Raw genomic sequence first — 25,044 nt, 5'->3', positions numbered from 1 at the left:
GACTGTGTAATTTTGCCATCTGACGCTTATTCCGGGCGCAGCGGCGATGGTCCTCTTGAATGAAACTTTCGATTCCCTTGGTGTTTACGGTATTGGCGCCTGTTCTTGCGCAGTGGGCTGTCCCCGCGCATTCCGCCCCGGCCGACGAACCCGCCGGCCAGGTCGAGCAGATCCGTCTACGCGCCGGCGAACTGCCCGCAGTCAAGCTTACCGCCGATATCCTTTACAGGATACTCACTTCCGAAGTCGCCGCCACACGCGGGCGCTACGATGTGGCGGGCCAGACGCTGCTTGCCCTGGCGCGGGAAACCTCCGATCCCAGGCTGGCCAAGCGCGCCTTCCAGCTTTCCATCGCCGATCGCAACATGGCGCAGGCGCTCAGCGCCGCGCGCGAATGGGCGCTGCTTTCCCCCCGTGATCCGGAAGCCGTGGCCTCGTCGCTGGCGCTGGCCGCCTCCAATGGCCAGACCTCGGGCCTGGCGTCCGCCTTGTGGGCGCGCATCGAAAAAGCCCAGGACAAAGAGCAGGCCGTGGCGCAGGCGTCGGCCATCGTCGCCAAGATGGCCGACAAGCGCCTGGCCCTGGATGTGCTGGAGCAGGCCCTGCATCCCTCCGTCCGCTCCTTGCCGGTGGCGCATCTGGCGCTGGCCGATGCCGCCTGGGCGGCCTCGGAACCGGCCAGGGCGCTCGAAGAAGCCAGGCAGGCTCAGGCCATGGAGCCCGACTCCGATGCCGCCGCCCAGCGCGTGCTGGAGTATGGCCTGAAAGTGGATCCGGTTGCCGCCATAAACAGCACACGCGCCTACCTGGCCAAGCATCCAGGCAGCCGCAAGCTGCAGCTCATGCTGGTCAGCCGGCTTGCGGACCGCCATGAGTTCGACGCGGCGATCGCGCAAATCCAGACCATGCGCCGCCAGGCTCCCGAAGATTTCGACCTGCTGTACAACGAGGCCCAGGTCAATGTGCGCGCCGAGCGCTATACCCAGGCGCAAGCATTGCTGCGTGAATACATCAATGTGCAGACCCAGCGCCGCCAGTCCATCAGCGACAAGGCCACCAGCGCGGCGGCCGATGCATCCGATGCGCGCCTGCTGCTGGTGCAGATCGCCGAGAAGCAGGATCGCATCGACGACGCCATTGCCGAACTGGACCTGATCGACGATCCGTCGCTGCGCTTCCAGGCGCAGGTCCACAAGGCGGTGCTGCAAGCCAGGCAGGGCCGGCTGGACAAGGCGCGCCAGACCATAGACGCGCTGAAGCCCCAGGACAACCACGAGCGCTCCGTGGTGGCGCTGACCCTGGCCTCCATCTATCGCGAGGCGGGCCGCACGGACACGGCGGTCGAGGTCCTGGTCAAGGCCGATAAAGAAATCCCCGACAGCGCCGAGGTCAAGTACGACCTGGCCATGCTCTACGAGCGGCAAGGGAAGATGGACGAGTTCGAGGCGCTGATGAGGCGTGTCATCGAGCTGGACCCGAACAACGCCAATGCGTACAACTCGTTGGGCTACACCTATGCGGACCAGAACCGTCGGCTGGACGAAGCGCAGGACCTGCTGGAGCGCGCCCTGGAACTCGACCCCGACAACCCCTACATCCTGGACAGCGTCGGCTGGTACCTGTTCCGCACGGGCGACAACGAGGCGGCCATCGAATACCTGGAACGCTCCTATAGGCAATTGCCCACGGCCGACGTGGCGGCCCATCTGGGCGAGGTGTTGTGGGTCAGCAAACGGGGCGAAGAGGCCAAGCGCATCTGGCGCGAAGGCCGGGACCAGGATCCTGAAAACGAAACCCTGGTGAAGACCTTGCAGCGGCTGGGAGTGGACCTGAAATGAGGCAAGCGCTGTTGCGGCGATACAGGGCATGGTGCGTCGCCGGCCTGGCGGCTCTTTTGCTGACCGCCTGCGCGACGCCGCGGAAAATCGGCGGCGATGCGTCCGGCCCCGCGTTCGAACGCGCGGGGCGCTTCGCCGTCAGCGTGAATTATTTCGACGGCAGGCACGACGCCGTGCAGGGCGGGTTCGCCTGGCGCGACCAGGGCAATGCACTGACCCTGGACCTGGCCAACCCGCTGGGCAATACGCTGGCGCGGGTCGACGTCGAGCCGGGGCTGGCCACGCTCACGCGCAGCAATGGCGAGCGTGAACAGGCGGCTCACCCCGATGCGCTGGTCGAGCAGGTGCTGGGCAGCCCCATTCCGGTGGCGGGCCTGCGCGACTGGCTGCAGGGACGGGTCGGCGGCGCCGGCGTGTCCGACCTGCAAAAGAACGAGCGCGGCCAGGTCGGCGCGTTCACCCAGGATGGCTGGCGCGTGCAGCTTTCACGCTACGACGGCCAGGGACCTGCCTTGTTGCAGATGAACCGCAACGACCCCGATCGCCGCATCAGCGTGCGGCTGGTGGTCGACGAATAAATGGCCTTGTACGATGTGCCGGCGCCGGCCAAAATCAATCTTTTCCTGCACGTAACGGGCCGCCGCGACGACGGCTACCATCTGTTGCAGACGGCCTTCCGTTTCATCGATTTGTGCGACACGCTGAGCTTTGATCTGCGCCGCGACGGGCATGTCATGCGCGAGGGCGAAGGCCTGGCCGGCCTGGCCCAGGAAGACGACCTGGTGGTGCGTGCAGCCCGGGCGCTGCAAAAGGCCACAGGCACGCAGCTGGGTGCGCAAATCCGCTATCGCAAGACCATACCGTCCGGCGGCGGCCTGGGCGGCGGCTCCAGCGATGCCGCCTCGACCTTGATCGCCCTGAACCGCTTGTGGCAGACCGGCCTGGGCCGCCAGGACCTCATGAGGCTGGCACTGCCGCTGGGCGCGGATGTTCCCGTCTTCATATACGGTCAGCCGGCGTTCGCCGAAGGGGTAGGCGAAATCCTGTCCCCGCTGACGCTGCCCGAGCGTGCCTATCTTGTGGCGCAGCCGCCGCAAAGCGTCCCCACCTCGGGGATATTTTCTTCGCCCGATTTGACAAGGAATTCACCTTCGGTCAAAATATCGGTCTTTGCTGATTGGCAAAAAAACAATGCGCCCGATAACGGTTTTTTTGAGAACGGTTTTTTTGGGCGCAATGATCTTGAGCCAGTCGTTTTTGCGAAGTATCCGCGTGTCGGGGCCGTACACAACTGGCTTCTTCAACAAGGGTTGAGCGCAAGAATGAGCGGTTCGGGTTCTTGTTTTTTTGCAGAGTTTGTAACGCTGGAACAAGCACTCGTGTGCCAGCGGCAAATTATCGGTAAAATATCTTGTCGCGAAAGCGACGACGCAGCGGCCATTCAAAATGCCTGGGCTTGCCCGGGGCTGATGGATCATCCGCTACGAAGCTGGATAAGCAGTTGAAATTGGGGAATCGCCAAGCTGGTTAAGGCACTGGATTTTGATTCCAGCATGCGAAGGTTCGAATCCTTCTTCCCCAGCCACTTTTTCAAGCCAACAGGCTTGCAGTTAACGTAAAGCTGTTGAGTCGGCCCCAAACGGCGGTGCTGGTCAACAGCTTTGTTGTTTAACGCTACGCAATCTACCCTCCGCCATGGCACACGACAGATTCATGATTTTTACCGGCACGGCTAACACTCGTTTAGCGGTCGATGTTGCAAATCACCTTGACATGTCGCTCGGAAAAATGACCGTCGGTCGTTTCTCGGATGGTGAGGTCATGGTGGAAATCAATGAGAATGTGCGTGGCAAAGACGTTTTCGTGCTGCAGCCCACCTGCGCGCCGACCAACGACAACCTGATGGAAATCATGGTCATGGTCGATGCCCTGCGCCGTGCCTCGGCCGGCAAGATCACCGCCGCCATCCCTTATTTCGGCTACGCACGCCAAGACCGACGCCCGCGCTCCGCGCGGGTTTCCATTTCGGCCAAGGTGGTTGCCAACATGCTGCAGGTGGTCGGCGTGGACCGCGTCATGACCATGGACCTGCACGCTGACCAGATCCAGGGCTTCTTCGATATTCCGGTCGACAACATCTATGCCGGCCCCATATTGCTGGGCGACATCTGGCGCCGCAACTATCAGAACCTGGTCGTGGTGTCGCCCGATATCGGCGGCGTGGTGCGCGCCCGTGCGCTGGCCAAGCAGCTGGAAGCCGACCTGGCCATTATCGACAAGCGCCGTCCCCGCGCCAACGTGTCGGAAGTCATGAACATCATTGGCGAAGTCGATGGCCGCACCTGTATCATCATGGACGACATGGTCGATACCGCCGGCACGCTGTGCAAGGCCGCCCAGGCGCTGAAAGAGCGCGGCGCCGGCGCCGTCTACGCCTATTGCACGCATCCCGTCCTGTCCGGCGGCGCCGTGCAGCGCATCGTCGAATCCGAGCTGGACGAGCTTGTCGTCACCGACACCATCCCGCTTTCGGAAGCGGCGCGCGACTGCGGCAAGATACGCCAGCTGTCCTGCGCATCGCTGCTGGGCGAAACCATATTACGTATTTCCAACGCCGAATCGGTCAGTTCCCTGTTCGTCGATTAAGCATACCGTTGCCCGCTGGTCGCGGCGGGCAACAGTCGTTCGCGGCGCATGATGGCGCCGCGTTTACCAACAGGACCTGCGCCTCCCGCGAGGGTAGTGCAAGTCCAAAGCAATCTGGAGTTATCCATGAAATTCAACGCCACTTCGCGTAGCGATAAGGGTACGAGTGCGAGCCGCCGCCTGCGCCACGCTGGCCGTGTGCCCGCCATTGTGTACGGCGGCACCGCCGATCCGCTGAGCATCGAGCTCGACCACAACGAAATCTACCATGCCCTGCGCAAGGAAGAGTTCCACGCCTCCATCCTGGATATGGAGCTCGATGGCAAGAAAGGCGATCAGGTCCTGCTGCGTGCCGTGCAATGGCACCCCTACAAGCAGCAAGTCCTGCACGTCGATTTCCAGCGCGTCGATGCCTCGCAGGCCATCACGACCAAGGTCCCCCTGCACTTCGTCAACGGCGAAATTTCGCCCGCGGTCAAGGTCAGCGGCCAGATCATCAGCCACGTCGTGACCGAGCTCGAAGTCACGTGCCTGCCCGCCAACCTGCCCAAGTTCATCGAAGTGGACCTGGCCCAACTGACCGGCGGCGCCAATGTGTACCTGTCGGACATCACCCTGCCCAAGGGCGTGACCCACACGGTTCACGGCGCTGAAAGCGACCTGGTGCTGGCTGCCGCCCTGGCTCAGCGCGGCGCTGCCGACAGCGGCGATGCGGCCGCCGGCGAAGCCGACGCTTCCGCCGCGGAGTAAGGCCCGCAGCGGACGGATGTCCGTTCATCACTGACGGACCCGTCCCGGACCAACCCCTGCCTGGCCTTCAGCCGGCAGGGGTTTTTCTTGTGTAGACTCTGGACTATGACTCAACCTCCCGTGCGCCTGATCATAGGCTTGGGCAACCCCGGCCCCGAATACGAAACCACACGCCACAATGCCGGCTTCTGGCTGGCCGACCACCTGGCCGACGACCTGAAGGCCAGCTTCACGCTGGAAAAAGCGTTCTCCGCCTGGGTGGCCAAGGCGCGTTTCGACGGCGAGGCGGTCATCATCGCCAAGCCGTCCACCTATATGAACCGTTCGGGGCAGGCGGCCGGCGCCCTGATGCGGTTCTACAAGCTGGTTCCCGAACAGGTCCTGGTGCTGCACGACGAGCTCGATCTTCTGCCCGGCAACGTCAAGCTGAAGCGCGGTGGCGGCCATGCCGGCCATAACGGACTGCGCGACATCCAGGCGGCTTTTTCCAGCCCGGATTTCTGGCGCCTCAGGCTGGGCATCGGCCATCCGCGCACGCTTGGGCTGGCGCAGCAAGTGGCCGCCTTCGTGCTGAATCCGCCGCGGCGCGAGGAACTGAAAGAGATAGAAGCCGTCATAGACCGTTGCCGCGCCGTCGCGCCCGCATTGCTGCGCGGCGAGTTCACGCAGGCCACCAGCCAATTGCACGAGGCCAATCGTGGCTGATGCCGCAGCGGCCGCCAGGCCCCGCATTTGCGGCCCACGCTTTCGCGACGAATTGCGCGACTTTTTCCGTTTCATTTTCAAACCCCGTTTCGGCCCCCGGCTGCCCGGCCGGCATGCCGTCAGCGGCTGGTGGGAAGACTGGTTTCCGGCCCTGTCCGCGGGGCGCCTGCTGAAATGGGCGTTCTTCCTGTGGGCCGTCAACCTGGTTTTTCTGGGACCGATTGCCGTGGCCGCCGCCGGAGCGGGGGGCGCCACACACCGGCTGGACCTGAACAATGTGCCCTGGCTGCAGGCCCTGCTATGGGCACCCATTGTCGAAGAACTGGTCTTTCGCTACAGCCTGCGCCGCCTGGGCCAGGCCTGGTGGCTGCTGCCCGCCGCCGTGGCCGCCATGCTCATGGGAGGGCGCTGGCCCGGCATCCTGCTGCTCACCGGCATACTGCTTGTGTGCTGGCTGCCCTATATGGCGGCACTGCCCTATACCCGCAGGCCGCTGCCCTGGCGCTATCGCTGGATGTACCGGCGCTGTTTCCCCTGGGTCTTTCACCTGTCGTCCCTGCTGTTCGCCGCCGTGCATCTGTACAACTTCAACCTGCATCACACACCGCTGTGGCTGCTGCCCCTGCTGGTCCTGCCCCAGTGGCTGACCGGACTGGTCCTGGGCTGGCTGCGCGTCCGGCGCGGCATAGGCGCGTCGATGCTGCTGCATTGCATGTTCAACGGCGGTCCTTTGCTGGTGGTGTGGCTGATATTGAGTTATGCCCCCGAACTGGCGGCGTAAGCCGCCGGCTCCGGAGCGGCCCGCTTGCGGACCGGCGAACTTCATGCCAGGTCGATCGCCCAAACCACTACAATAGCGGCTTCTTCCCGTTTTTATCTTTATATCTCAGGACACTCATGGCTTTGCAATGTGGCATCGTTGGCCTGCCCAACGTCGGAAAATCAACCCTGTTCAATGCCTTGACCAAGGCAGGCATTGCCGCCGAGAACTATCCCTTCTGCACCATCGAGCCTAACGTGGGCGTCGTCGAAGTCCCGGACAGCCGCCTGGCGGCGCTGGCCGGAATCGTCAAGCCCGAGCGCATCCTGCCCGCCGTGGTCGAATTCGTCGACATCGCCGGCCTGGTGGCGGGCGCATCCAAGGGCGAAGGCCTGGGCAACCAGTTCCTGGCCAACATCCGTGAAACCGACGCCATCGTGCACGTGGTGCGCTGCTTCGACGACGAGAACGTCATCCACGTGGCCGGCCGCATCGACCCCGTTTCCGACATCGAAGTCATCAACACCGAACTGGCCCTGGCCGACTTGGCCACCGCCGAAAAAGCCTTGCAGCGCAACCAGAAGACCGCGCGCGCCGGCGACAAGGAAGCCATCAAGATGGTGGCCCTGCTGGAAAAAATCATCCCCGTCCTGAACGAGGCGCGGCCCGTGCGCTCGCTGGGACTGGACGACGACGACCTGGCCCTGATCAAGCAGTTCTGCTTCATCACCGCCAAGCGCTGCATGTACGTGGCCAACGTCAAGGAAGACGGCTTCGAGAACAACGAGCACCTGGCCGCCGTGCAGAAGTACGCCGAGGCCGAGAACGCCCCCGTCGTGGCCGTGTGCGCCGCCGTCGAAGCGGAGATCGCCGAGCTGGACGACGAAGACAAAAGCGTGTTTCTGGCCGACATGGGCATGGACGAGCCCGGCCTGAACCGCGTCATCCGCGCGGCCTACAACTTGTTGGGCCTGCAGACTTACTTCACCGCCGGCGTCAAGGAAGTGCGCGCCTGGACCATACACATCGGCGACACCGCGCCCAAGGCCGCCGGCGTCATCCACACCGACTTCGAGCGCGGCTTCATCCGTGCGCAGACGATCGCGTTCGAGGACTTCATTGCCTGCAAGGGCGAGCAGGGCGCCAAGGAAGCCGGCAAGATGCGCGCGGAAGGGAAAGAGTATGTGGTGAAGGACGGGGATGTGTTGAATTTCCTGTTTAATGTTTGATTCGCTTGCCGGCCCGGGCGTGAGCCGGGACGTGATTTGGCTAATGCTGCAGGTGATGAAATCAGAGAAATTGGTCGAATCAACCGGTAAAGTCCGTGGGGCGAAGTTGCTTCCTACCGCCTGAACGTTGGGTACTGTAGAAAAAGAGGCCGGTATCCAGCTAAGCCGCCAACCATGATGGATACTGAAGTGACAAGTACTGAAAAGAAGATCGAGCGCTTTATCAGCACGCTCGAAGCTATGGGTAGTTCCGCGGAAAATCAGCGGCTGCGGGAAGCATTGGGATGGCAAGAATCCACTTATGACAGTATCAAGCAGCAATTGCTTGAGGAAAGCCGGATCGTTCCCGGCCAAGGTCGCGGCGGCTCAGTCGCCCTGGCCACAACAACCTATACGGCAAACAAAGAATCAGCGACGTCGTTGGAGGTACGCGAAGTCTCCGTGCCATACCTGAAGACAAAGATGAAAGCAGATTCGTCATCGCGGGACGGAGCGACTGCTACCCCTGCTGCCAAGACGCTTGCCCCGCGCAACGGTGTCATCAAGAAATCCGATCTCTACAGCTCCATCTGGGCCTCCTGCGACGAACTGCGCGGCGGCATGGACGCCAGTCAGTACAAGGACTACGTGCTGTTCATGCTGTTCATCAAGTACATCAGCGACAAGTACGGCAACAGCGACGATTTCGCCCCGCCCGTGGTCATCCCGCCCGGTGCCTCGTTCAAGGACATGGTGGCGCTCAAGGGCAAGGACGATATTGGTGACAAAATCAACATCCAGGTCATCCAGAAGCTGATCGACGCCAACACTAAGCTGGCACGCAGCGACTTCCCTGACTTCAACGACCCCAATAAGCTCGGCGAAGGCTCAGCCATGGTCGAACGGCTGGGCAACCTGATCGCCATCTTCGAAAAGCCCGAGCTGAACTTCGCCAACAATCGCGCCGACAACGATGATTTGCTCGGCGATGCCTACGAATACCTGATGCGCCACTTCGCGCAGGATTCCGGCAAGAGCAAGGGCCAGTTCTATACCCCGGCCGAAGTCAGCCGCATCATTGCCCAGGTGATTGGCATCTCGCACGCCAGCACCAAGGCTTCCACCACTGCGTATGACCCGACATGCGGTTCCGGCTCGCTGCTGCTGAAAGTAGCCGCTGAGGTAGGCCGGCAGATCACCCTGGAAGGGCAGGAAAAGGACGTGGCCACCGCCGGCCTGGCGCGGATGAATATGATCCTGCACGGCTTCCCCAGTGCCACCATCCTCAGCGGCGACACACTGGTAAACCCCAAGTTCAAGGATGGCGAACAACTGCGTGCCTACGACTACGTAGTCGCCAATCCGCCGTTTTCCGACAAGAAATGGTCCACCGGCCTCAACCCGGCCAACGACCCGTACCACCGTTTCACCTGGGGCGAGCCGCCCGCCAAGCAGGGCGACTACGCCTACCTGCTGCATATCATCCGCAGCATGAAGGCCACCACCGGCAAGGGTGCCATCATCCTGCCGCACGGCGTGCTGTTCCGCGGCAATGCGGAAGCCCACATCCGCAGGCAACTGGTGCACTCGGGCATCCTCAAGGGCATCATCGGCCTGCCTGCCAACCTGTTCTACGGCACCGGCATTCCCGCCTGCATCCTGGTGCTGGACAAGGAAAACGCCAGCGCCCGCAAGGGAATCTTCATGATCGACGCCAGCAAAGGCTTCGTCAAGGACGGCCCCAAGAACCGCCTGCGCGAGCAGGACATCCACCGCATTGTCGATACCTTCCGCCGTAGCGCGGACGAGCCGCGCTACGCTCGCATGGTGCCGCTGGACGAAATCGCCAGCGAAAAGAACGACTACAACCTCAACCTGCCGCGCTACATCGACAGCAGTGAGCCGGAAGACCTGCACGACATTAATGCCCACCTCAACGGTGGCATCCCCGAGCGCGACATCGACGCCTTCGCAGCCGACTGGCAGGAAATGCCCGCACTGCGCCATGCGCTGTTCGAGGCCGAGCGTCCCGGTTATGCGCGGCTGCGCCAGCCGATGGCCGAAGTGCGTTCCATCATCCTCGCCCACCCGCAGTTCCAGCAATTCCGTAGCAAGGTGGAAACCCTGTTCGGCAAATGGCAGCAGGCCGTCATGCCGCTGCTCACCGGCATCCAGCCCGGCGACAAACCCAAGGCGCTGGTCGCGCAGGTCTCCGAAACCCTGCTCACCACCTTCCACGCCGCGCCGTTGCTCGATCCCTACGACATTTACCAGCACCTGATGGACTACTGGGCCGAAACCATGCAGGACGACGCCTACCTGATCGTTGCCGACGGCTGGATGGCGCTGCCTCGGCGTATTATGGAAACCGACAAGAAGGGCAAGATCAAGGACAAGGGCTGGACCTGCGACCTTCTGCCCAAGCCATACATCGTCGCCCGCTACTTCGCCGACGAGCAAGCTGAACTGGACGCGAAACAGGCCGAGCTTGAAAGCATTGCTAGCCAGATCGCCGAACTGGAAGAAGAACACGGCGGCGAAGACGGCGCCTTCGCAGGCTTTGACAAGATCAACGCCGGGCCGGTGAAAGATCGCCTCACCGAAATCGGTGATGACGCCGACAGCGCCGACGAACGCACCGTGCTCAAGCAGTGGCAGCAACTCAGCACCCGCGAAGCCGCACTGAAGAAAACCGTCAAAACGCTGGAGGCGGAACTCGACCAGCAAGCCCACGACCATTACGTCACCCTCAGCGAAATCGAGGTCAAAACGCTGGTGGTACGAGACAAGTGGCTGGCCCGCTTGCAGGCCAACGTGCAGCAGGAGCTGGATCGCATCTCGCAAACCCTCGCCCAGCGCATCCGCGAACTGGCCGAACGCTACGGCACCCCGCTGCCCAAGTTGGAAGACGAGGTGGCAGCCCTCAGTGTCAAGGTGGGAGCACACCTGAAGAAGATGGGGGCGACATGGAAGTGACGCCGGGGTATAAGCAGACGGAAGTGGGGGTGATCCCGGAGGATTGGGGCATTAGGACAGTCTTTGAAATTGCTGGATATCAAAAGGCACGATTTGATGATGGAGACTGGATCGAAGCGGAGCATATTTCTGATGGCGGATACAGAATTGTTCAGACGGGCAACATTGGAATGGGAAAGTTCGTAGAAAAGGATGCCAAGAAATATATCTATGAGTCATCTTTCGAAAAACTGAAGTGCAAGGAATTGATTCCAGGCGATATTCTGATATGTCGTTTGGCAGAGCCGGCTGGTCGTGCTTGCATCCTTCCAAATCTCGCAGAAACAAAAGTCGTTACGGCAGTAGATGTGACTATCTTTCGGCCAGCTGAGATAGTCGCCGATCGTAGTTACCTTGTTCAGTATTTTTCCACACCTCAGTGGTTTGAATCGGTTTTGGAGCAAGTCGGAGGGACAACCCATAAACGTATATCGCGTAGTGCACTAGGGAACATCAAGGTTCCATGTCCCAACGACCTAGATGAACAACGCACCATCGCCGCGGCCCTCAACGACATGGACGCACTGCTGGACGGACTGGATCGCCTGATCGCCAAAAAGCGTGCAATCAAACAGGCCACGATGCAGCAACTTCTCACCGGCCAAACCCGCCTGCCGGGGTTTAATCGGGATTGGGAGGTGAAGCGGTTGGGAGATCATTTGACCTTCCTGAAGAACGGTGTGAATTCACGTGCCGAGCTTTCTTGGGGTGATGATGTTCTATACTTGCATTACGGCGACATCCACGGATCTTCGCGAGTGATGCTTGACCCTGCCAGCGTAGAAATGCCTAGCCTCCCACGCGTCAAGGCGAGTCGCTTGGATCGCCTGCAAAATGGCGACCTCATTTTTGCTGACGCATCTGAGGATATGGATGGTATTGGCAAATCGGTTGAAATCCAAAATGCGACGGGCATTAATCTGGTTTCGGGATTGCATACCATCGTAATTAGATTTGACAAGAGTGTGCTGGCAGATGGTTTCAAAGCCTATATCCAGTTCATCCCAAAGTTCCACGATCACCTTCGGCAACTTGCCGCCGGCACAAAGGTGTATGCGACGAATCGAGCACATATCGCCAGCGCTGAATTGAGGCTTCCTAGTATTGATGAGCAGCAGGCTATCTCCTCTTTGCTCATCGACATGGAAGCCGAAATCACAGCCCTCGAAACTCGCCACATCAAAACCCGCGCCCTCAAGCAGGCCATGATGCAGGAACTGCTGACCGGCAGGACGCGGCTGGTCAAGTCTACCGAAAAGCCTGACGAGGAAGCGGCGGCACAAACGGAAGGACGCAAGGCAAATGTCCATTTCCTGAGAAGCGTACTGGCTGCTGAAATCATCGACCAGTTGCACGAGCAACCGACCTTCGGTCATGTCAAGTTCGAGAAGATGATGTTCCTCGCCGAGCATCTGTGTGAGGTTGATATTGGCTCCACCTATCACCGCAAGGCCGCCGGCCCCTATGACAATCGGGCGCTGCGCTCGATAGACAGCCAATTACAGAAGCAGCAATGGTTCGAGGCGCGGAAGCAAGAAGGGCGTTACCAATACGTACCGCTGGCGAAGCGCGGCGGCCACAAGCCGTACTTTGATCGGCATTTCTCTGGAATCGTCGAGACCTTTGAGAAAATTCTGAGTACCTTCAAAACTGCCAAATCGGAGCAATGCGAAATCGTCGCTACCTTGCTGGTGGCATGGAGCGATCTGCTGCGTGAAAAAGGAGCCGTCTCCGATGAAATGATCGTGCATGAGGTGCTGTACAACTGGCACGAAGCAAAGCAGCGGATATCTGAAGATCGCTGGCTGAAGGCTCTACGCTGGATGCGAGAAAAAGGTTTTGTGCCCAAAGGAGTGACATTGCCATGACCGACAAGCCAGTCTCCCTGACTTCAGCCCCGCAAGGCTACGCCGACTGGCTGGCCGACCTGAAGGGACGCATCCACTCCGCGCAGCAGCGTGCGGCATTGGCGGTCAATCGGGAACTGGTGAGCCTGTACTGGCAGATCGGCTGCGACATTCTGGCGCGGCAGGCCGAGCAGGGTTGGGGCGCAAAGGTGATCGATCGACTGGCGCATGACCTGCGCACGGCGTTCCCGGAGATGAAAGGTTTTTCGCCGCGCAACCTCAAGTACATGCGTGCGTTTGCCGAGGCCTGGCCGGACGCCGAAATTGTGCAGCAGGCTGCTGCACAATTGCCCTGGGGGCACAACCTGGTATTGCTGGATCGCCTGAAAGCGCCAACGGAGCGCCTGGCCTATGCCCGCGCGGCGATCGAACATGGCTGGTCGCGGAATGTGTTGAACATCCACATCGAAACCCGCCTGCTGGAGCGCACGGGCAAAGCCGTTACCAACTTCGATCAGCGCCTGCCTGCACCACAATCTGATCTGGCCAACGAGTCACTGAAAGATCCTTACCGCTTCGATTTTCTCGGCCTGGGCGAGGAAGCTCAGGAACGCGAAATTGAGAAGGCGCTGGTACAACACGTCACCGATTTCCTGCTGGAGCTGGGTGCGGGTTTCGCCTTCGTTGGCCGACAGGTGTTGCTGGACGTGGGCGGCGAGGAGTTTTTCATCGACTTGTTGTTCTACCACCTCAAGCTGCGCTGTTACGTGGTGATCGAACTGAAGGCCGGCAAGTTCAAGCCCGAGCACCTGGGGCAACTGGGCTTTTACCTGACGGCGGTGGATCGGCAGGTGAAGTACGCGCAGGACAACCCGAGCATCGGCCTGCTGCTGTGCAAGAGTAAGAACAAGGTGGTGGCCGAGTACGCCTTGGGCGATAAGTCGCAGCCCATGGGTATTGCCGAATACAAGCTGGTGGAATCCCTGCCGCAAGAGTTGCAAACCAGCCTGCCGACGATCGAACAGATCGAGTGGGAGCTGGGCAAGCCTATGGATGATGGCACCGAGGAATGATGCGATGACCCAACCCATGCCGCGCTCCGAGCGCAACAGCCAAAACCGCGTGGCACGGCTGTTCACCACTCCGCTGGCCGATGGCGGCCTGGGCTACGAACACCTGGGCAACTGGAGCAAGCGCGACAAAAACCGCGCCGTCGAGACCGCGCTGTTGCGCGCCAATCTGGCCGTGCGCGGTTATTCGCCCGCCCACATCGGCGCAGCGTTGCAGAAGCTGGAAGTTGCGGTGGATTTCACCGGCATCACGCCCTACCAGGCCAAGCTGCGTACCTACCAGTTGCTGCGCTACGGCGTGCCGGTGCAGATCGCGGCGGGCCAATCGCATGAGACAGTGCAGTTGATCGACTGGGTGCAGCCCGACCGTAATCACTTCGCGTTGGCTGAGGAGGTGACGCTACGGGGCGGGAGCACCCGCCGGCCGGACATCGTTTTGTACATCAATGGCCTGGCGGTGGCGATGATCGAGCTCAAGCGCAGCTCGGTCGATGTGGGCGATGGTATTCGCCAGTTATGCAGCAATCAGGAGGAAACCTTCAATCAGGGCTTCTTCAGCACAGTGCAGTTGCTGCTGGCGGGCAGCGATGCGCAAGGTTTGCGCTACGGCACCACCGGCACACCGGAACAGTTTTTCGTGCAGTGGAAGGATGAACAACCGTCAGCCATGGCAACAGCGGGCGCGTTGCTGGATCTCCCGTTGGTTCAGATATGCGAGAAGGCGCGGTTTCTGGAGTTGATCCGCAACTTCGTGATCTTCGATGCAGGCTTCAAGAAGGTGCCCCGTCAGCACCAGTACCAGGGCATCAAGGCCGCTCAGGAACGCATCGCCAAACGCGAAGGTGGTGTGATTTGGCACACCCAGGGCAGCGGCAAGAGCATCCTGATGGTGTTGTTGGCCAAGTGGTTGCTGGAGCATGATCCGCATGCGCGGGTACTGGTGGTGACCGACCGCGACGAGCTGGACAAACAGATCGAAGGCGTGATGCGCAACGCCGGGGTGATCGGGGAAGGGGCGACTCCACCACGCATTACCTCACGGGCAGACTTCGTGCAGAAACTCAGCGCTACCTCACCGCGCGTGTTGTGCGCTCTAATCCACAAATTCGATGCGGCCGATCTCAAGGGAAAGCCACCACCCATCCATGGGCGTTTCTATGTATTCGTGGATGAGTGCCACCGCACCCAGGGCGGCAACATGAACAAGCAGATGAAGCGCTGGCTGGCCGACGCCATCTTCATCGGCTTCACCGGCACACCGTTGTTACGTAAGGATCGGCAAACCACTCGCGAAGTGTTCGGCACTTATATCCACACCTACAAGTTCCACGAAGCGGTGGCCGACAAGGTGGTGCTGGATTTGAAATACGAGGCCCGTGATGTGCCGCAGCGGCTGACTTCACGCCAGGCCATCGATGCCTGGTTCGAGAAGAAAACGCGCGGACTAAACAACTTCCAGAAATCCATCCTGCGCAAGCGCTGGGCCACGATGGAAGAGCTGATGAGCGCCAAGGAACGCAAGGATCGCATCGTTGCCAACATCATTGAGGATTTCAGCCTCAAGCCTCGTCTGGACAATGATCGCGGAACAGCGATTCTGGTAGCGGCTTCGATCTACGATGCCTGCCATTACTTCCGGTTGTTCCAGAACACGCATTTCGGCCCTCATGTGGGGATCATCACCTCGTATCAGCCGAACCCAACGGCCATCTCGAAGGAATCCCCAGGTAGCGACGAACGCTACAAATACGACACATACAAGCAGCATGTGCTCCGTGCCGGCCAGACCACCAAACAGTACGAAGACGAAACCAAGCGCCGCTTCATCGAGGAACCGGCCAACATGAAGCTGCTGATCGTGGTCAGCAAGCTGCTGACCGGCTTTGATGCGCCCAGTTGCACCTACATCTACTTGGACAACGAACTGCACGACCATAATCTGTTCCAGGCCATCTGCCGTACCAACCGGCTCGACGGTGACGACAAGGACTATGGCCATATCGTCGATTACAAGGAGCTTTTCGGTGACGTGCAGCAGGCCATTGCGGTGTACAGCTCCGACGAGTTGGACATCGATGCGGGCAATGGCGGCGACAACAACGTCCATCTGAAAAATTGGCTGGAGGAAGGTCGCAAGCAACTGGACGAGGCCCGTGAAGCGCTGCATTACCTGTGCGAGCCGGTGCCGCCGCCGCGTGAGCTGGAGCAGTTCATCCACTATTTCTGCGGCCATGCCGGTTATCCGGAGGCTCTGCTGGAAAGCGAGGCGCTGCGTATTGCCTTCTACAAGGCGGTGGCGACCTATCTGCGTGCCTTCGCGGACATCGCCCAGAACCTGACCGAGGCGGGTTACTCAGACAGCGAAGCCGACACTGTGCGGCGGGAAACCGAGTTCTATGCTGAGCTGCGTTCGGCCATCAAGCATTACAGCGGCGAAGAGCTGGACATCAAGCCCTATGAGGCCGACATGCGCCACCTTATCAACACCTATATCCAGGCCGAGCCAGCGCTGGCGTTGGGCGAGTTGGCAGAACTGTCGCTGACCGAACTGATTATCGAGACCAGCATCCACGACGCCATCGCCAGGAAACTCAATGAGAAGGGCAAGCTGTCGAAGGACGCCATTGCGGAAACCATCATCAATAACGTCCGCAAGACCATCATCCGAGATCGCCTGACCGATCCGCGCTTTTATGAGCAGATGTCCAAGCTGCTCGATGACCTGATCCAGCAAAGCCGTGAAGGCACCGAGGCCTACGAATCATTCCTGAGCAAGGCGGAAGACATACTGAAGAAGCACCGCGCGAAACAACATGACATCGATGAGCCTGCCATATTGCACGGCAATGCAGGTGCGCTGGTGATTTATCGCAATCTGCCTGACATCATTTCCGGCGATGTGCTGCCCGATACGGATGGTGTAGTCAAAGAGCCACAGGCCGAATACGGAGACCCGTTGGCCTTGCTGGCACTGAAGATCGATCGTGTGATGCGTGACGAAGCCCCGGCAGGATGGCGTGGCGACGAAGCCAAGGAGCGCATCGTGCAGAATTTCCTACACCCGTTGACCGGACGCAACCGCGAGGCCACGCTCAAACTATTCGATTTGCTGAGAAATCAGCCGGGCTACTGATGGTGCAGACGCACATACGTCTGGGGGAACTGGACATCGCCGTCACGTTCAAGGCCGTGAAGAATGTCCATCTTTCCGTGCATCCGCCCAAGGGTGCGGTGACGCTGGTGGCCCCGATAGGCACGCGGCTAGAAGTTGCTCGTGCCTATGCTGTTTCCAAGCTGCGTTGGATTCGCCAGCAACAGGTGCAATTGCAGGCACAGTCCCGCGAAACTCCTCGCCAGTTCGTTACCAGGGAAAGCCACTACGTTTGGGGACGTCGCTATCTGCTCTTGGTGCTGGAGCGCGATGCCCCGCCCGCGGTGAAGATGGATCACCGTCGCATCACATTGTCTGTGCGCCCCGGCTCCAGTGCAGCCAAGCGCGAATCCATCTATCAACGCTGGCAACGCGGTTTGCTACATCAGGCTATTGCACCCCTGATCGAATACTGGGAGCCACGTATCGGCGTGAAGGTCAATGGCTACTTCCTGCAACGGATGAAAACCAAATGGGGTAGTTGCAATCATCGCCAGGCCCACATTCGGCTCAACACGGAACTGGCCAAGAAGCCTCGTGACTTGCTTGAATATGTGATCGTGCATGAAATGATCCATCTGATCGAACCGACGCATAATGAGCGGTTCATATCGTTGCTGGCCCAACACTATCCCGCTTGGCGGGATGCTCGAGCGGAATTGAATGCGCTGCCACTGGGACAGACTGTTTGAATATTGCTACCGGCCAGGATAAATCGAGACTACATCGACTCGCCCATGCCGTACCGGATCTGCAAACAGGGTAATCGGCGCTTTAAATGGGGTATTCATCAAGCCAATCCCCCATTTAAAGCGCCAATTTCCACGGACCGCCTACTCCTCCGTCTGATAATACGGCTCCATCCTGTCCCTGGATGCCGCGATATGTGTTGCCATGGCGGCCCTGGCCGCCTGCGCGTCGCCTTTTTCCATGGCCTCCATGATGGCCTGGTGTTCCTTGATGGCTTCTTCGGCGACCGCCGAGTGATAGCGCAAGCGGAACAGATTCATGTGGGCATAGAAGCCATGCAGCGTATCCGCAAGAACCTGGTTTCCGCACAAGGAAGCCAGCAGCGAATGGAACTGGCCGTCAAGCAGGGCGAAACGCCCATAATTGGCGTGGGTATCGCCCTTCACCAGGTTCGCCATCTTCTCGCACAGCTCGACAAGCTGCTGCAATCCCTCTTTATTCATGCGCTGGGTGGCAAGAAAGGCCGCCTCGGGCTCCAGCAGCAGGCGCATGGCATAGATATCCCGAAAGTGGGCGCCTGAAGGAATGGGTGCGGCGCTGTAGCCGCTATTGAATTTCTTGACGACCAGCCCTTCGGTTTCCAGCCGGATCAGCGCGGCCCGTATCGGGGTTTGGGATACGCCGAACTGACGCGCCAGCGCATCCACCGATAGCCGCTCCCCCGGCCGCACCCGCAGGGAAATCAGGTGGGAAACCAGGGTCTCGTACACGTCTTCGCTTAACGACGCGCGGTGGATGGGCACTATGTAAGCGGGGTCTGTTTTGTCTCGTAATGGTTTCATGGTTCTCGTTTTCGCCTTATGGGCACGTAGGATTTGATCCCAACGATGTCGGAAATTCAATAGCTATTATTGCGCTTTTGATTGACTCGATTATTTAAGATCGGATATGATATTTGATATTCAATCATAATTATAGCGACAAAAGCCCAAATAAATCGACGGGCGAGCAAGGAGACCCATGCCGACTCTGCAGGAAATCCGGTCAGCCAGCTTGCAGGCGCTGCAACGCGTCGGCGTTCCCCCGCGCCACGCCGAAACCCAGCTTTCCCTGCTTCTGGAAGCCGAGTTGAGCGGGGTGCCGTCTCATGGCCTGTTGCGCCTGCCGCGGATAGTGGAACGCATCGCCAATGGCGTGACGGATCCGCTCGCCTGCGGAACCGGGCATTGGCAGGCCGGCGCATTCTGGCAAGTGGATGGCGCTCAGGGCCTGGGGCCGGTGGTTGCGGTCGAGGCCTTGGACACGATATGCGGGAAGGCGGCTGAAACCGGTGTGGCGATCGCCGCCGTGCGCAACTGCGATCATCTGGGCATGTTGGCCTGGTATGCCAGACACGTGGCCGGACAGGGAAAAATACTGATCGCCTTGACGATCAGCGAGGCGCTGGTTCATCCCTGGGGCGGCCGCCAGGCCTTGCTGGGCACCAATCCCATTGCCATCGGCATTCCGGGCAGCGATGCTCCTTTTGTATTCGACATGGCCACCAGCCGGGTGTCCATGGGAAAGATACATGACCACGCCGGCCGGGGCCTGCCCATTCCGCTTGATTGGGCGCTGGATGCGCAAGGCAATCCCACCGCCGATCCGAATGCGGCCAAATCGGGCGCGATCGCGCCTTTTGGCGGCGCCAAGGGATATGGGCTGGGCCTGGCATTTGAACTGCTGGTGGCAAGCCTTGCCGGTTCGGCCATTGGGCGCGATGTGAAGGGAACGCTGGATTCCACGGAGCCTTGCAATAAAGGCGACATCTTCATCGTGATCGAGCCTCATGCCGATGCCGGAATGATGGTGACACGCTACCTCGATGCCATCCGCCAATCGCCGGCGGCCGATCCGGCCACGCCGGTACGGGTGCCGGGAGACCGGGCCCTGAAAGCTAGGGCCACAGGCCTGGACGGCAACATACCCCTGGCGGCGCGGGTATGGGAAAACATTCAACAACTAGCACAACACGGTCCGGCGCCTTGCCGGACGATTCAGGAGAAGATACATGAGGCTTGATTATGGTGTGACCAGGGCGCCGGCCCGTTTGATATTTGGCCCAGGGCAAAGACGCTCCATCGGTAAGGCCGCCGCCAGCCTGGGCGAGCGGGCGCTGATCTGTACCGATGCGCGCTTTGCCGATCTGCCGGTCATGAAGGAAATCCTTGCGGACCTGGCCAGCCATGGCGTTCAGACCCGGCTTTTCAGCGAGACGCAGGCCGAGCTTCCCCTGGACAACATCCTGGCTTGCGTCGACCAGCATCGGGATTTTGCGCCCCAGGTGCTGATCGGCATCGGCGGCGGCAGCTGCGTCGACCTGGCCAAGCTGGTCAGCCTGCTTCTTGTGCATCCCGGCCCGCTGTCGCTGTACTACGGCGAATTCAAGGTTCCCGGCCCGATACTGCCGGTCATCGCCGTGCCCACGACGTCGGGAACGGGCGCCGAGGTCACGCCGGTTGCGGTGCTGGGCGACTCCGGCCGGACGATGAAGGTGGGTATCTCCAGCCCCGAGCTCATTCCGCATACGGCGATCTGCGATCCCGAGCTGACCGCGACGTGCCCAAGAGGCCTGACGGCGATTTCGGGCGCCGATGCCCTGACGCACGCGATAGAGGCGTTCGCGGCCAAATCGCGGCCGGCGGACCCGGAAATGGCGATGTCCCGCGTGTTTGTGGGCAAGAACGCGCTTAGCGACCATTACGCCTTGACGGCGATCAAGCTGATATTTGCGAACCTGGAGCGCGCTACCAATGCGGGCGACGATATCGACGCCCGCAGCTCGGTCATGCTGGGCGCAACCTACGCCGGCCTGGCCTTCGGCAGCGCGGGCACGTCGGCGGCCCACGCCATTCAGTATCCGATAGGCGCCCAGACCTCGACGGCGCATGGGCTGGGCATCGGCGTGCTGCTGCCCTATACGATGGATTTCAATCTGCCCGCCGCAACAACCGAGTATGCCGAAATAGGCCGGGCCATAGGCGCGGCCTCGGCCACGGATTCCGACCTCGAGGCGGCCGAAAAGGCGATTGCCGCGATCCGCGCTTTGCTGGCAAAAGTCGGCATACCGGTCAGCCTACGCGAAATCGGCATCCAGGACGAGCATCTGGAAAGCATCTCCACGCTTTCCATGGGCGCCGCGCGCCTGGTTGAAAACAATCCGCGCCCGCTGGATCCGGCGTCGATCAAATCCATTCTGACCCAGGCCATGAAGGCCGCTTGAATACTTGCCTGAACAGGAAGACAGGAAAAAACATGACTGACAGCGTATACGACAACAAGCTTTTCATCGGCGGCGCATGGCGCGCGGCAAGCCGCGAACACGCGATCGACGTAGTGAACCCATCGGATGGCAGCCTTCTTCTGAAGGTGGCCAATGCCAGCGCCGACGATGCCATCGCCGCTGTGGATGCGGCTGCGGACGCCGCCGCCGGCTGGGCGGCCACCGCGCCGCGCCGGCGTTCGGAAATTCTTCGCAAATGCTATGAGCTGATGGTCCGCGATGCGGAAAGCCTTGCCCAGCTCATCTCGCTGGAAAACGGGAAGGCGCTGAAAGATGCGCGGGGCGAAGTCGCTTACGCCGCCGAATTCTTCCGCTGGTTTGCCGAAGAGGCGGTCCGCATCAATGGTGACCTGTCCATCGCGCCTTCAGGCGCGAACCGGATTCTGGTTCAGTACCAGCCCATCGGGGTTGCGCTGCTGATAACCCCCTGGAATTTCCCGGCGGCCATGGCCACCCGCAAGATTGCGCCGGCTCTGGCCGCGGGGTGTACGTGCGTGCTCAAGCCCGCCACCGCCACGCCGCTTACGGCCTACGCGGTCGCCAAGATACTGGCTGAAGCGGGGGTTCCCGACGGGGTGGTGAACGTCATCACCTCATCGACGACGTCGGAGGTGGTCGATGCCATGCTGGACGATCCGCGCGTGCGCAAGCTTTCGTTCACGGGCTCCACGGAAGTCGGCCGGGTGCTGCTGCGCAAGGCGGCCGACCAGGTGATCCATAGTTCGATGGAACTGGGCGGCAATGCGCCTTTCGTAGTCTTTGACGATGCGGATCTGGACAAGGCGCTGGAAGGCGCCATGATCGCCAAGATGCGCAATGGCGGCGAAGCCTGCACGGCGGCGAACCGGATCTACGTCCAGCGCGGCGTGGCGGAGGAGTTTGCGCGCCGCCTGACTGAAAAGATGCAAAGCCTGAAGGTGGGGCCGGGCGTGAATGAGGATACCGATTGCGGACCGCTGATCGATGCCGCGGCGGTCAACAAGGTGGCCAAGCTGGTCGACGAGGCGGTGTCGGGCGGGGCCAAGGTCCTGTGCGGCGGCAAGGCGCTGGATCAGGACGGCTGCTTTTATCTGCCCACGGTGCTGACCGACGTCCCGGCGGGGGCGGCGATGGAGCGGGAAGAAATATTCGGGCCGGTCGCGCCGATCTACGTCTTCGATACCGAAGACGAAGCGATAGCCCGCGCCAATGATACCGAATACGGTTTGGTCGCCTATGTCTATACCCGCGATCTGGCGCGCGGCTTGCGGGTATCCGAGAAGCTGGAGGCCGGGATGCTGGCCTTGAACCGGGGCCTGGTCTCGGACCCCGCCGCGCCTTTCGGCGGGACCAAGCAAAGCGGGCTTGGGCGCGAAGGAGCCCACCATGGGATGCTCGAGTTCATGGAAGCCAAATACATAGCAACCGACTGGTGATCCATTTTCCTTGTATGGCTCATCCCCGATGAGCCATGAATAATCAGCTTTGCAGAGGCAGCATGAGTCATGTCCTTTATGAAGGGCCCATCGTTGACGCCCATCAACATTTCTGGGATCCGCAGAACAACCCGCATCCGTGGCTGCGGCCGGAGGTCAACATTCCGTTCCGATACGGCGATTACAACCCGATCAAGCGCCGTTATTTCCCCGAGGACTACCTGGCCGATACCGCCGGCCATAATGTCGTGCAGTCGGTGTATATCGAAACGGAATGGGAGCCGTCCGATCCGACAGGCGAAACGCGGTTTGTGACGGAGCTGGCCGGCGTCGCAGGCTATCCCAATGCGGTTGTTGCACAGGCATGGCTGCATCACGCCAATGCGATTGAAATCCTGCGGGCGCAGGCGGCTTTTCCCTTGGTCCGCAGTGTGCGCCACAAGCCCGGCGGGCCCGAGCGCCCGGAGGACGTGGGCAAGCAGACAACGCTGATGAGCGATCCGGCATGGCGTAGCGGCTATGACCGGCTCGCCGACGTGGGCCTGCATTTCGACCTTCAAACGCCTTGGTGGAACCTGCGCGAGGCGGCCAGGCTTGCCAGGGATTTCCCCGACACCACCATTTTGTTGAATCACACCGGTCTGCCACAGGATCGCAGCGAAGCCGGATTGGCGCAGTGGCGCGAGGCGATGGCCTTGTTCGCGCAATGCCCCAATGTGGCCGTGAAAATATCCGGCATTGGCGTGCGCGGCGTTCCGTGGACGGTGCAGGCCAACGAATGGATCGTCCGACAGGTCATCGATCTGTTCGGCGTGGATCGTGCCATGTTCGCCAGCAATTTCCCGGTCGATGGATTGTGTGCGTCGTTCGACACGATCTTCACCGGATTCAAGACCATAGTGAGCAATCTTCCAGAGGCGGCGCAGGCCAAGCTGTTTCATGACAATGCGCGCCGGTACTATCGGATCGCGTAGCGGCCGTTCGCAGGCCTAGGGAAAACACCGGTATATTCAAGCCCTTTTGAAATCATATCGTATCTAATATCCGTTATACTTTTTTCAAGACGCTGTCTATCGCCGCGCATGCGGCGAAGAACAGCCCACATGATCAGAACCAATAGGGAGACAAACATGCTCGGTTTATTCAAGCATTCCAAACGCAACCTTCTCGCCGTATCGCTGGCTCTTGGCGTCGTCGCCGGCGCAGGCGTAGCCCACGCAAAAGACTGGCCCAGCCGTCCCATCACGGTCATCGTTCCCTATCCCGCCGGCGGCGGCGCCGACATCGGCGCGCGAACCTGGGGAGGGTTGCTGGAGAAGGAACTGGGCGTGCCGGTCAATGTCATCAACCGCGGGGGCGGTGCAGCCATACCCGGGCACACCGCCATTGCCAAGGCCAAGCCCGACGGCTACACCATCGGCGTGGTGACCAACGACATCAGCCTGTACAAGCCGCAGGGCCTGGCCGAGCTCACCTACGCCGACATGCGCCCGCTCGGGCAGGCGACACAAATCGCATCGGCCGTCAACGTCATAAAAGATGCGCCTTACAACACGCTTCAGGATCTGGTCGATGACATCAAGGCCAAGCCGGGCCAGCTGAAGGCGACCGGCGCCGCGCCGGGCGTGAACTGGCACATCTCTTTTCTGGGATTGATGCTGGACCTGGGGATAGACCCGGATACGGTCATCTGGGTGCCGACCCAGGGCGGAACCGCCGGCCACCTGGACGTGGCTTCGGGAAATTCCACGTTTTCCACGGCGTCCATGGCCGAGGCGGCCGCACTGCTGGAATCCGATAAGCTCAAAGCCCTGGCGGTCATGACGCCGGAGCGTCTGCCGCGCTTCCCCAATACGCCCACGCTCAAGGAAGCAGCGGGTTCGAACTGGACCTATTCGGTGTTGCACGGCATAGCCGGTCCCAAGAACCTGCCGGACGATATCGCGAAGAAATTGACGGCTGCCCTGGGCAAGGTGATCCAGAGCGAAGAATTCGGCAAAGCGATGGACGCCCGCGGCATCGACGTGATGTGGCGTGACGATGAAGAGTGGAAGGCCTTGCTGGCGAACGACTTGAAGAGCACTTCCGACATCCTCGCCAAGGTCAAGAAGTAAGGCCCTTGCCCCGTTCAAAAAATATCAGGAAATAGCGTGCGACTTAGCGATACTTTGCTGGGGCTGCTGGCCACAGTCCTGGGGATAGCCATACTGTGGCATATCCAGAGCTTTCCCCAGATTCCCGGCCACTACTATGGGCCTGCCATGTTTCCCGCCATCGTGGCATGGGGCTTCATCCTGTTCGGGGGACTGCTCCTGATACGGGTGGGCCGTCAGGCCGGCTGGCGCCAGGCCCTGCTTTCCTGCCCGGACTGGCGCGGCAACGGCAGGGGGGCGTTCGCCGTCCTTGTCGTCTTGGCCTCCATTCAAGCCTTCATTCATCTGGGTGATGCGATCGGCTTCCCCCTGCTCAGCATCGTCACCATGGGCGTGCTGTTTCTATGGGCGGGCCGGAGCCTCGTTTTCTCCGTCGGCCTGGCGGTGTTCATCACACTATTGCTGGATGCCCTGTTCAGCAAACTGCTCCGGGTGCCGCTGCCAGCCGGCGTCCTTCAACCGTTTTGGTGGTAG

20 protein-coding genes and 1 tRNA gene are annotated in these 25,044 nt (G+C 60.6%); 20 read left to right on the top strand and 1 reads right to left on the bottom strand.

Going from position 1 to position 25,044, the window contains the following annotated elements:
• The first annotated feature begins 59 nt into the window (after positions 1-59).
• The 14 genes from OEG81_RS14315 to OEG81_RS14250 all read left to right on the top strand — a co-directional run bounded on the left by OEG81_RS14315 (position 60) and on the right by OEG81_RS14250 (position 17,682).
• Positions 60-1,838, top strand: coding sequence for a tetratricopeptide repeat protein (locus OEG81_RS14315; RefSeq protein WP_264129951.1), 1,779 nt, complete (start codon positions 60-62; stop codon positions 1,836-1,838).
• On the top strand, positions 1,835-2,416 hold the full coding sequence (gene lolB, locus OEG81_RS14310; protein WP_264129950.1) for a lipoprotein insertase outer membrane protein LolB: 582 nt from the start codon (positions 1,835-1,837) through the stop codon (positions 2,414-2,416). Before OEG81_RS14315 ends, lolB begins: the two co-directional genes overlap by 4 nt.
• Entirely contained in the window at positions 2,417-3,343 is a 927-nt protein-coding gene (gene ispE, locus OEG81_RS14305) for a 4-(cytidine 5'-diphospho)-2-C-methyl-D-erythritol kinase (protein ID WP_264129949.1), read from the top strand.
• Between the two features lie 3 nt (positions 3,344-3,346).
• A tRNA-Gln gene (locus OEG81_RS14300) sits at positions 3,347-3,423 on the top strand.
• Positions 3,424-3,533: 110 nt separating this feature from the next.
• A complete protein-coding gene (locus OEG81_RS14295; RefSeq protein WP_264129948.1) occupies positions 3,534-4,484 on the top strand; it encodes a ribose-phosphate pyrophosphokinase in 951 nt (316 codons plus the stop codon).
• Between the two features lie 126 nt (positions 4,485-4,610).
• Positions 4,611-5,234 carry a 50S ribosomal protein L25/general stress protein Ctc gene (locus OEG81_RS14290; protein WP_264129947.1) on the top strand — a complete coding sequence of 208 codons (624 nt, stop codon included), beginning with the start codon at positions 4,611-4,613 and terminating at the stop codon, positions 5,232-5,234.
• 105 nt (positions 5,235-5,339) lie between these two features.
• Positions 5,340-5,939 (top strand): aminoacyl-tRNA hydrolase, encoded by a 600-nt coding sequence (pth, locus tag OEG81_RS14285; RefSeq protein ID WP_264129946.1) that lies wholly within the window; start codon positions 5,340-5,342, stop codon positions 5,937-5,939.
• The gene (locus tag OEG81_RS14280; RefSeq protein WP_264129945.1) at positions 5,932-6,720 is read left to right on the top strand and encodes a type II CAAX prenyl endopeptidase Rce1 family protein; all 789 of its coding nucleotides are present in this window, start codon (positions 5,932-5,934) and stop codon (positions 6,718-6,720) included. The genes pth and OEG81_RS14280 overlap by 8 nt, the downstream gene beginning before the upstream one ends.
• A gap of 116 nt (positions 6,721-6,836) precedes the next feature.
• Positions 6,837-7,928: a redox-regulated ATPase YchF gene (ychF, locus tag OEG81_RS14275; protein ID WP_264129944.1), complete on the top strand. Its 1,092-nt coding sequence runs from the start codon at positions 6,837-6,839 to the stop codon at positions 7,926-7,928.
• A 174-nt stretch (positions 7,929-8,102) separates the two neighbouring features.
• Positions 8,103-10,883 (top strand): N-6 DNA methylase, encoded by a 2,781-nt coding sequence (locus OEG81_RS14270; RefSeq protein WP_264129943.1) that lies wholly within the window; start codon positions 8,103-8,105, stop codon positions 10,881-10,883.
• On the top strand, positions 10,874-12,790 hold the full coding sequence (locus OEG81_RS14265) for a restriction endonuclease subunit S (protein WP_264129942.1): 1,917 nt from the start codon (positions 10,874-10,876) through the stop codon (positions 12,788-12,790). The genes OEG81_RS14270 and OEG81_RS14265 overlap by 10 nt, the downstream gene beginning before the upstream one ends.
• A complete protein-coding gene (locus OEG81_RS14260; protein WP_264129941.1) occupies positions 12,787-13,842 on the top strand; it encodes a PDDEXK nuclease domain-containing protein in 1,056 nt (351 codons plus the stop codon). The genes OEG81_RS14265 and OEG81_RS14260 overlap by 4 nt, the downstream gene beginning before the upstream one ends.
• Positions 13,843-13,846: 4 nt before the next feature.
• Positions 13,847-16,972, top strand: a complete 3,126-nt coding sequence (locus tag OEG81_RS14255) for a type I restriction endonuclease subunit R (RefSeq protein ID WP_264129940.1) — start codon at positions 13,847-13,849, stop codon at positions 16,970-16,972.
• The gene (locus tag OEG81_RS14250) at positions 16,972-17,682 is read left to right on the top strand and encodes a M48 family metallopeptidase (protein ID WP_264129939.1); all 711 of its coding nucleotides are present in this window, start codon (positions 16,972-16,974) and stop codon (positions 17,680-17,682) included. Before OEG81_RS14255 ends, OEG81_RS14250 begins: the two co-directional genes overlap by 1 nt.
• Before the next feature lie 141 nt (positions 17,683-17,823).
• On the opposite strand, the gene OEG81_RS14245 is transcribed toward OEG81_RS14250, so the two are convergent.
• The gene (locus tag OEG81_RS14245; protein WP_264129938.1) at positions 17,824-18,522 is read right to left on the bottom strand and encodes a GntR family transcriptional regulator; all 699 of its coding nucleotides are present in this window, start codon (positions 18,520-18,522) and stop codon (positions 17,824-17,826) included.
• 178 nt (positions 18,523-18,700) lie between these two features.
• Between OEG81_RS14245 and OEG81_RS14240 the strand changes: the two genes are divergently transcribed.
• From OEG81_RS14240 to OEG81_RS14215, 6 genes are all read left to right on the top strand, one after another.
• Positions 18,701-19,741 (top strand): Ldh family oxidoreductase, encoded by a 1,041-nt coding sequence (locus OEG81_RS14240; protein ID WP_264129937.1) that lies wholly within the window; start codon positions 18,701-18,703, stop codon positions 19,739-19,741.
• On the top strand, positions 19,731-20,942 hold the full coding sequence (locus tag OEG81_RS14235) for an iron-containing alcohol dehydrogenase (RefSeq protein WP_264129936.1): 1,212 nt from the start codon (positions 19,731-19,733) through the stop codon (positions 20,940-20,942). The genes OEG81_RS14240 and OEG81_RS14235 overlap by 11 nt, the downstream gene beginning before the upstream one ends.
• A gap of 32 nt (positions 20,943-20,974) precedes the next feature.
• The gene (locus tag OEG81_RS14230) at positions 20,975-22,417 is read left to right on the top strand and encodes an NAD-dependent succinate-semialdehyde dehydrogenase (protein WP_264129935.1); all 1,443 of its coding nucleotides are present in this window, start codon (positions 20,975-20,977) and stop codon (positions 22,415-22,417) included.
• A gap of 62 nt (positions 22,418-22,479) precedes the next feature.
• Positions 22,480-23,391, top strand: coding sequence for an amidohydrolase family protein (locus OEG81_RS14225; protein ID WP_264129934.1), 912 nt, complete (start codon positions 22,480-22,482; stop codon positions 23,389-23,391).
• A 156-nt stretch (positions 23,392-23,547) separates the two neighbouring features.
• On the top strand, positions 23,548-24,531 hold the full coding sequence (locus OEG81_RS14220; protein ID WP_264129933.1) for a Bug family tripartite tricarboxylate transporter substrate binding protein: 984 nt from the start codon (positions 23,548-23,550) through the stop codon (positions 24,529-24,531).
• 36 nt (positions 24,532-24,567) lie between these two features.
• Positions 24,568-25,044: a tripartite tricarboxylate transporter TctB family protein gene (locus OEG81_RS14215; RefSeq protein WP_264129932.1), complete on the top strand. Its 477-nt coding sequence runs from the start codon at positions 24,568-24,570 to the stop codon at positions 25,042-25,044.

The sequence above is a fragment of the Pollutimonas sp. M17 genome, from assembly GCF_025836975.1.
In the GTDB taxonomy this organism is placed as follows: Bacteria; Pseudomonadota; Gammaproteobacteria; order Burkholderiales; family Burkholderiaceae_B.
The sequence above is the reverse complement of the archived record's forward strand: the minus strand, read 5'-3'. Positions and strand labels throughout refer to the sequence as shown.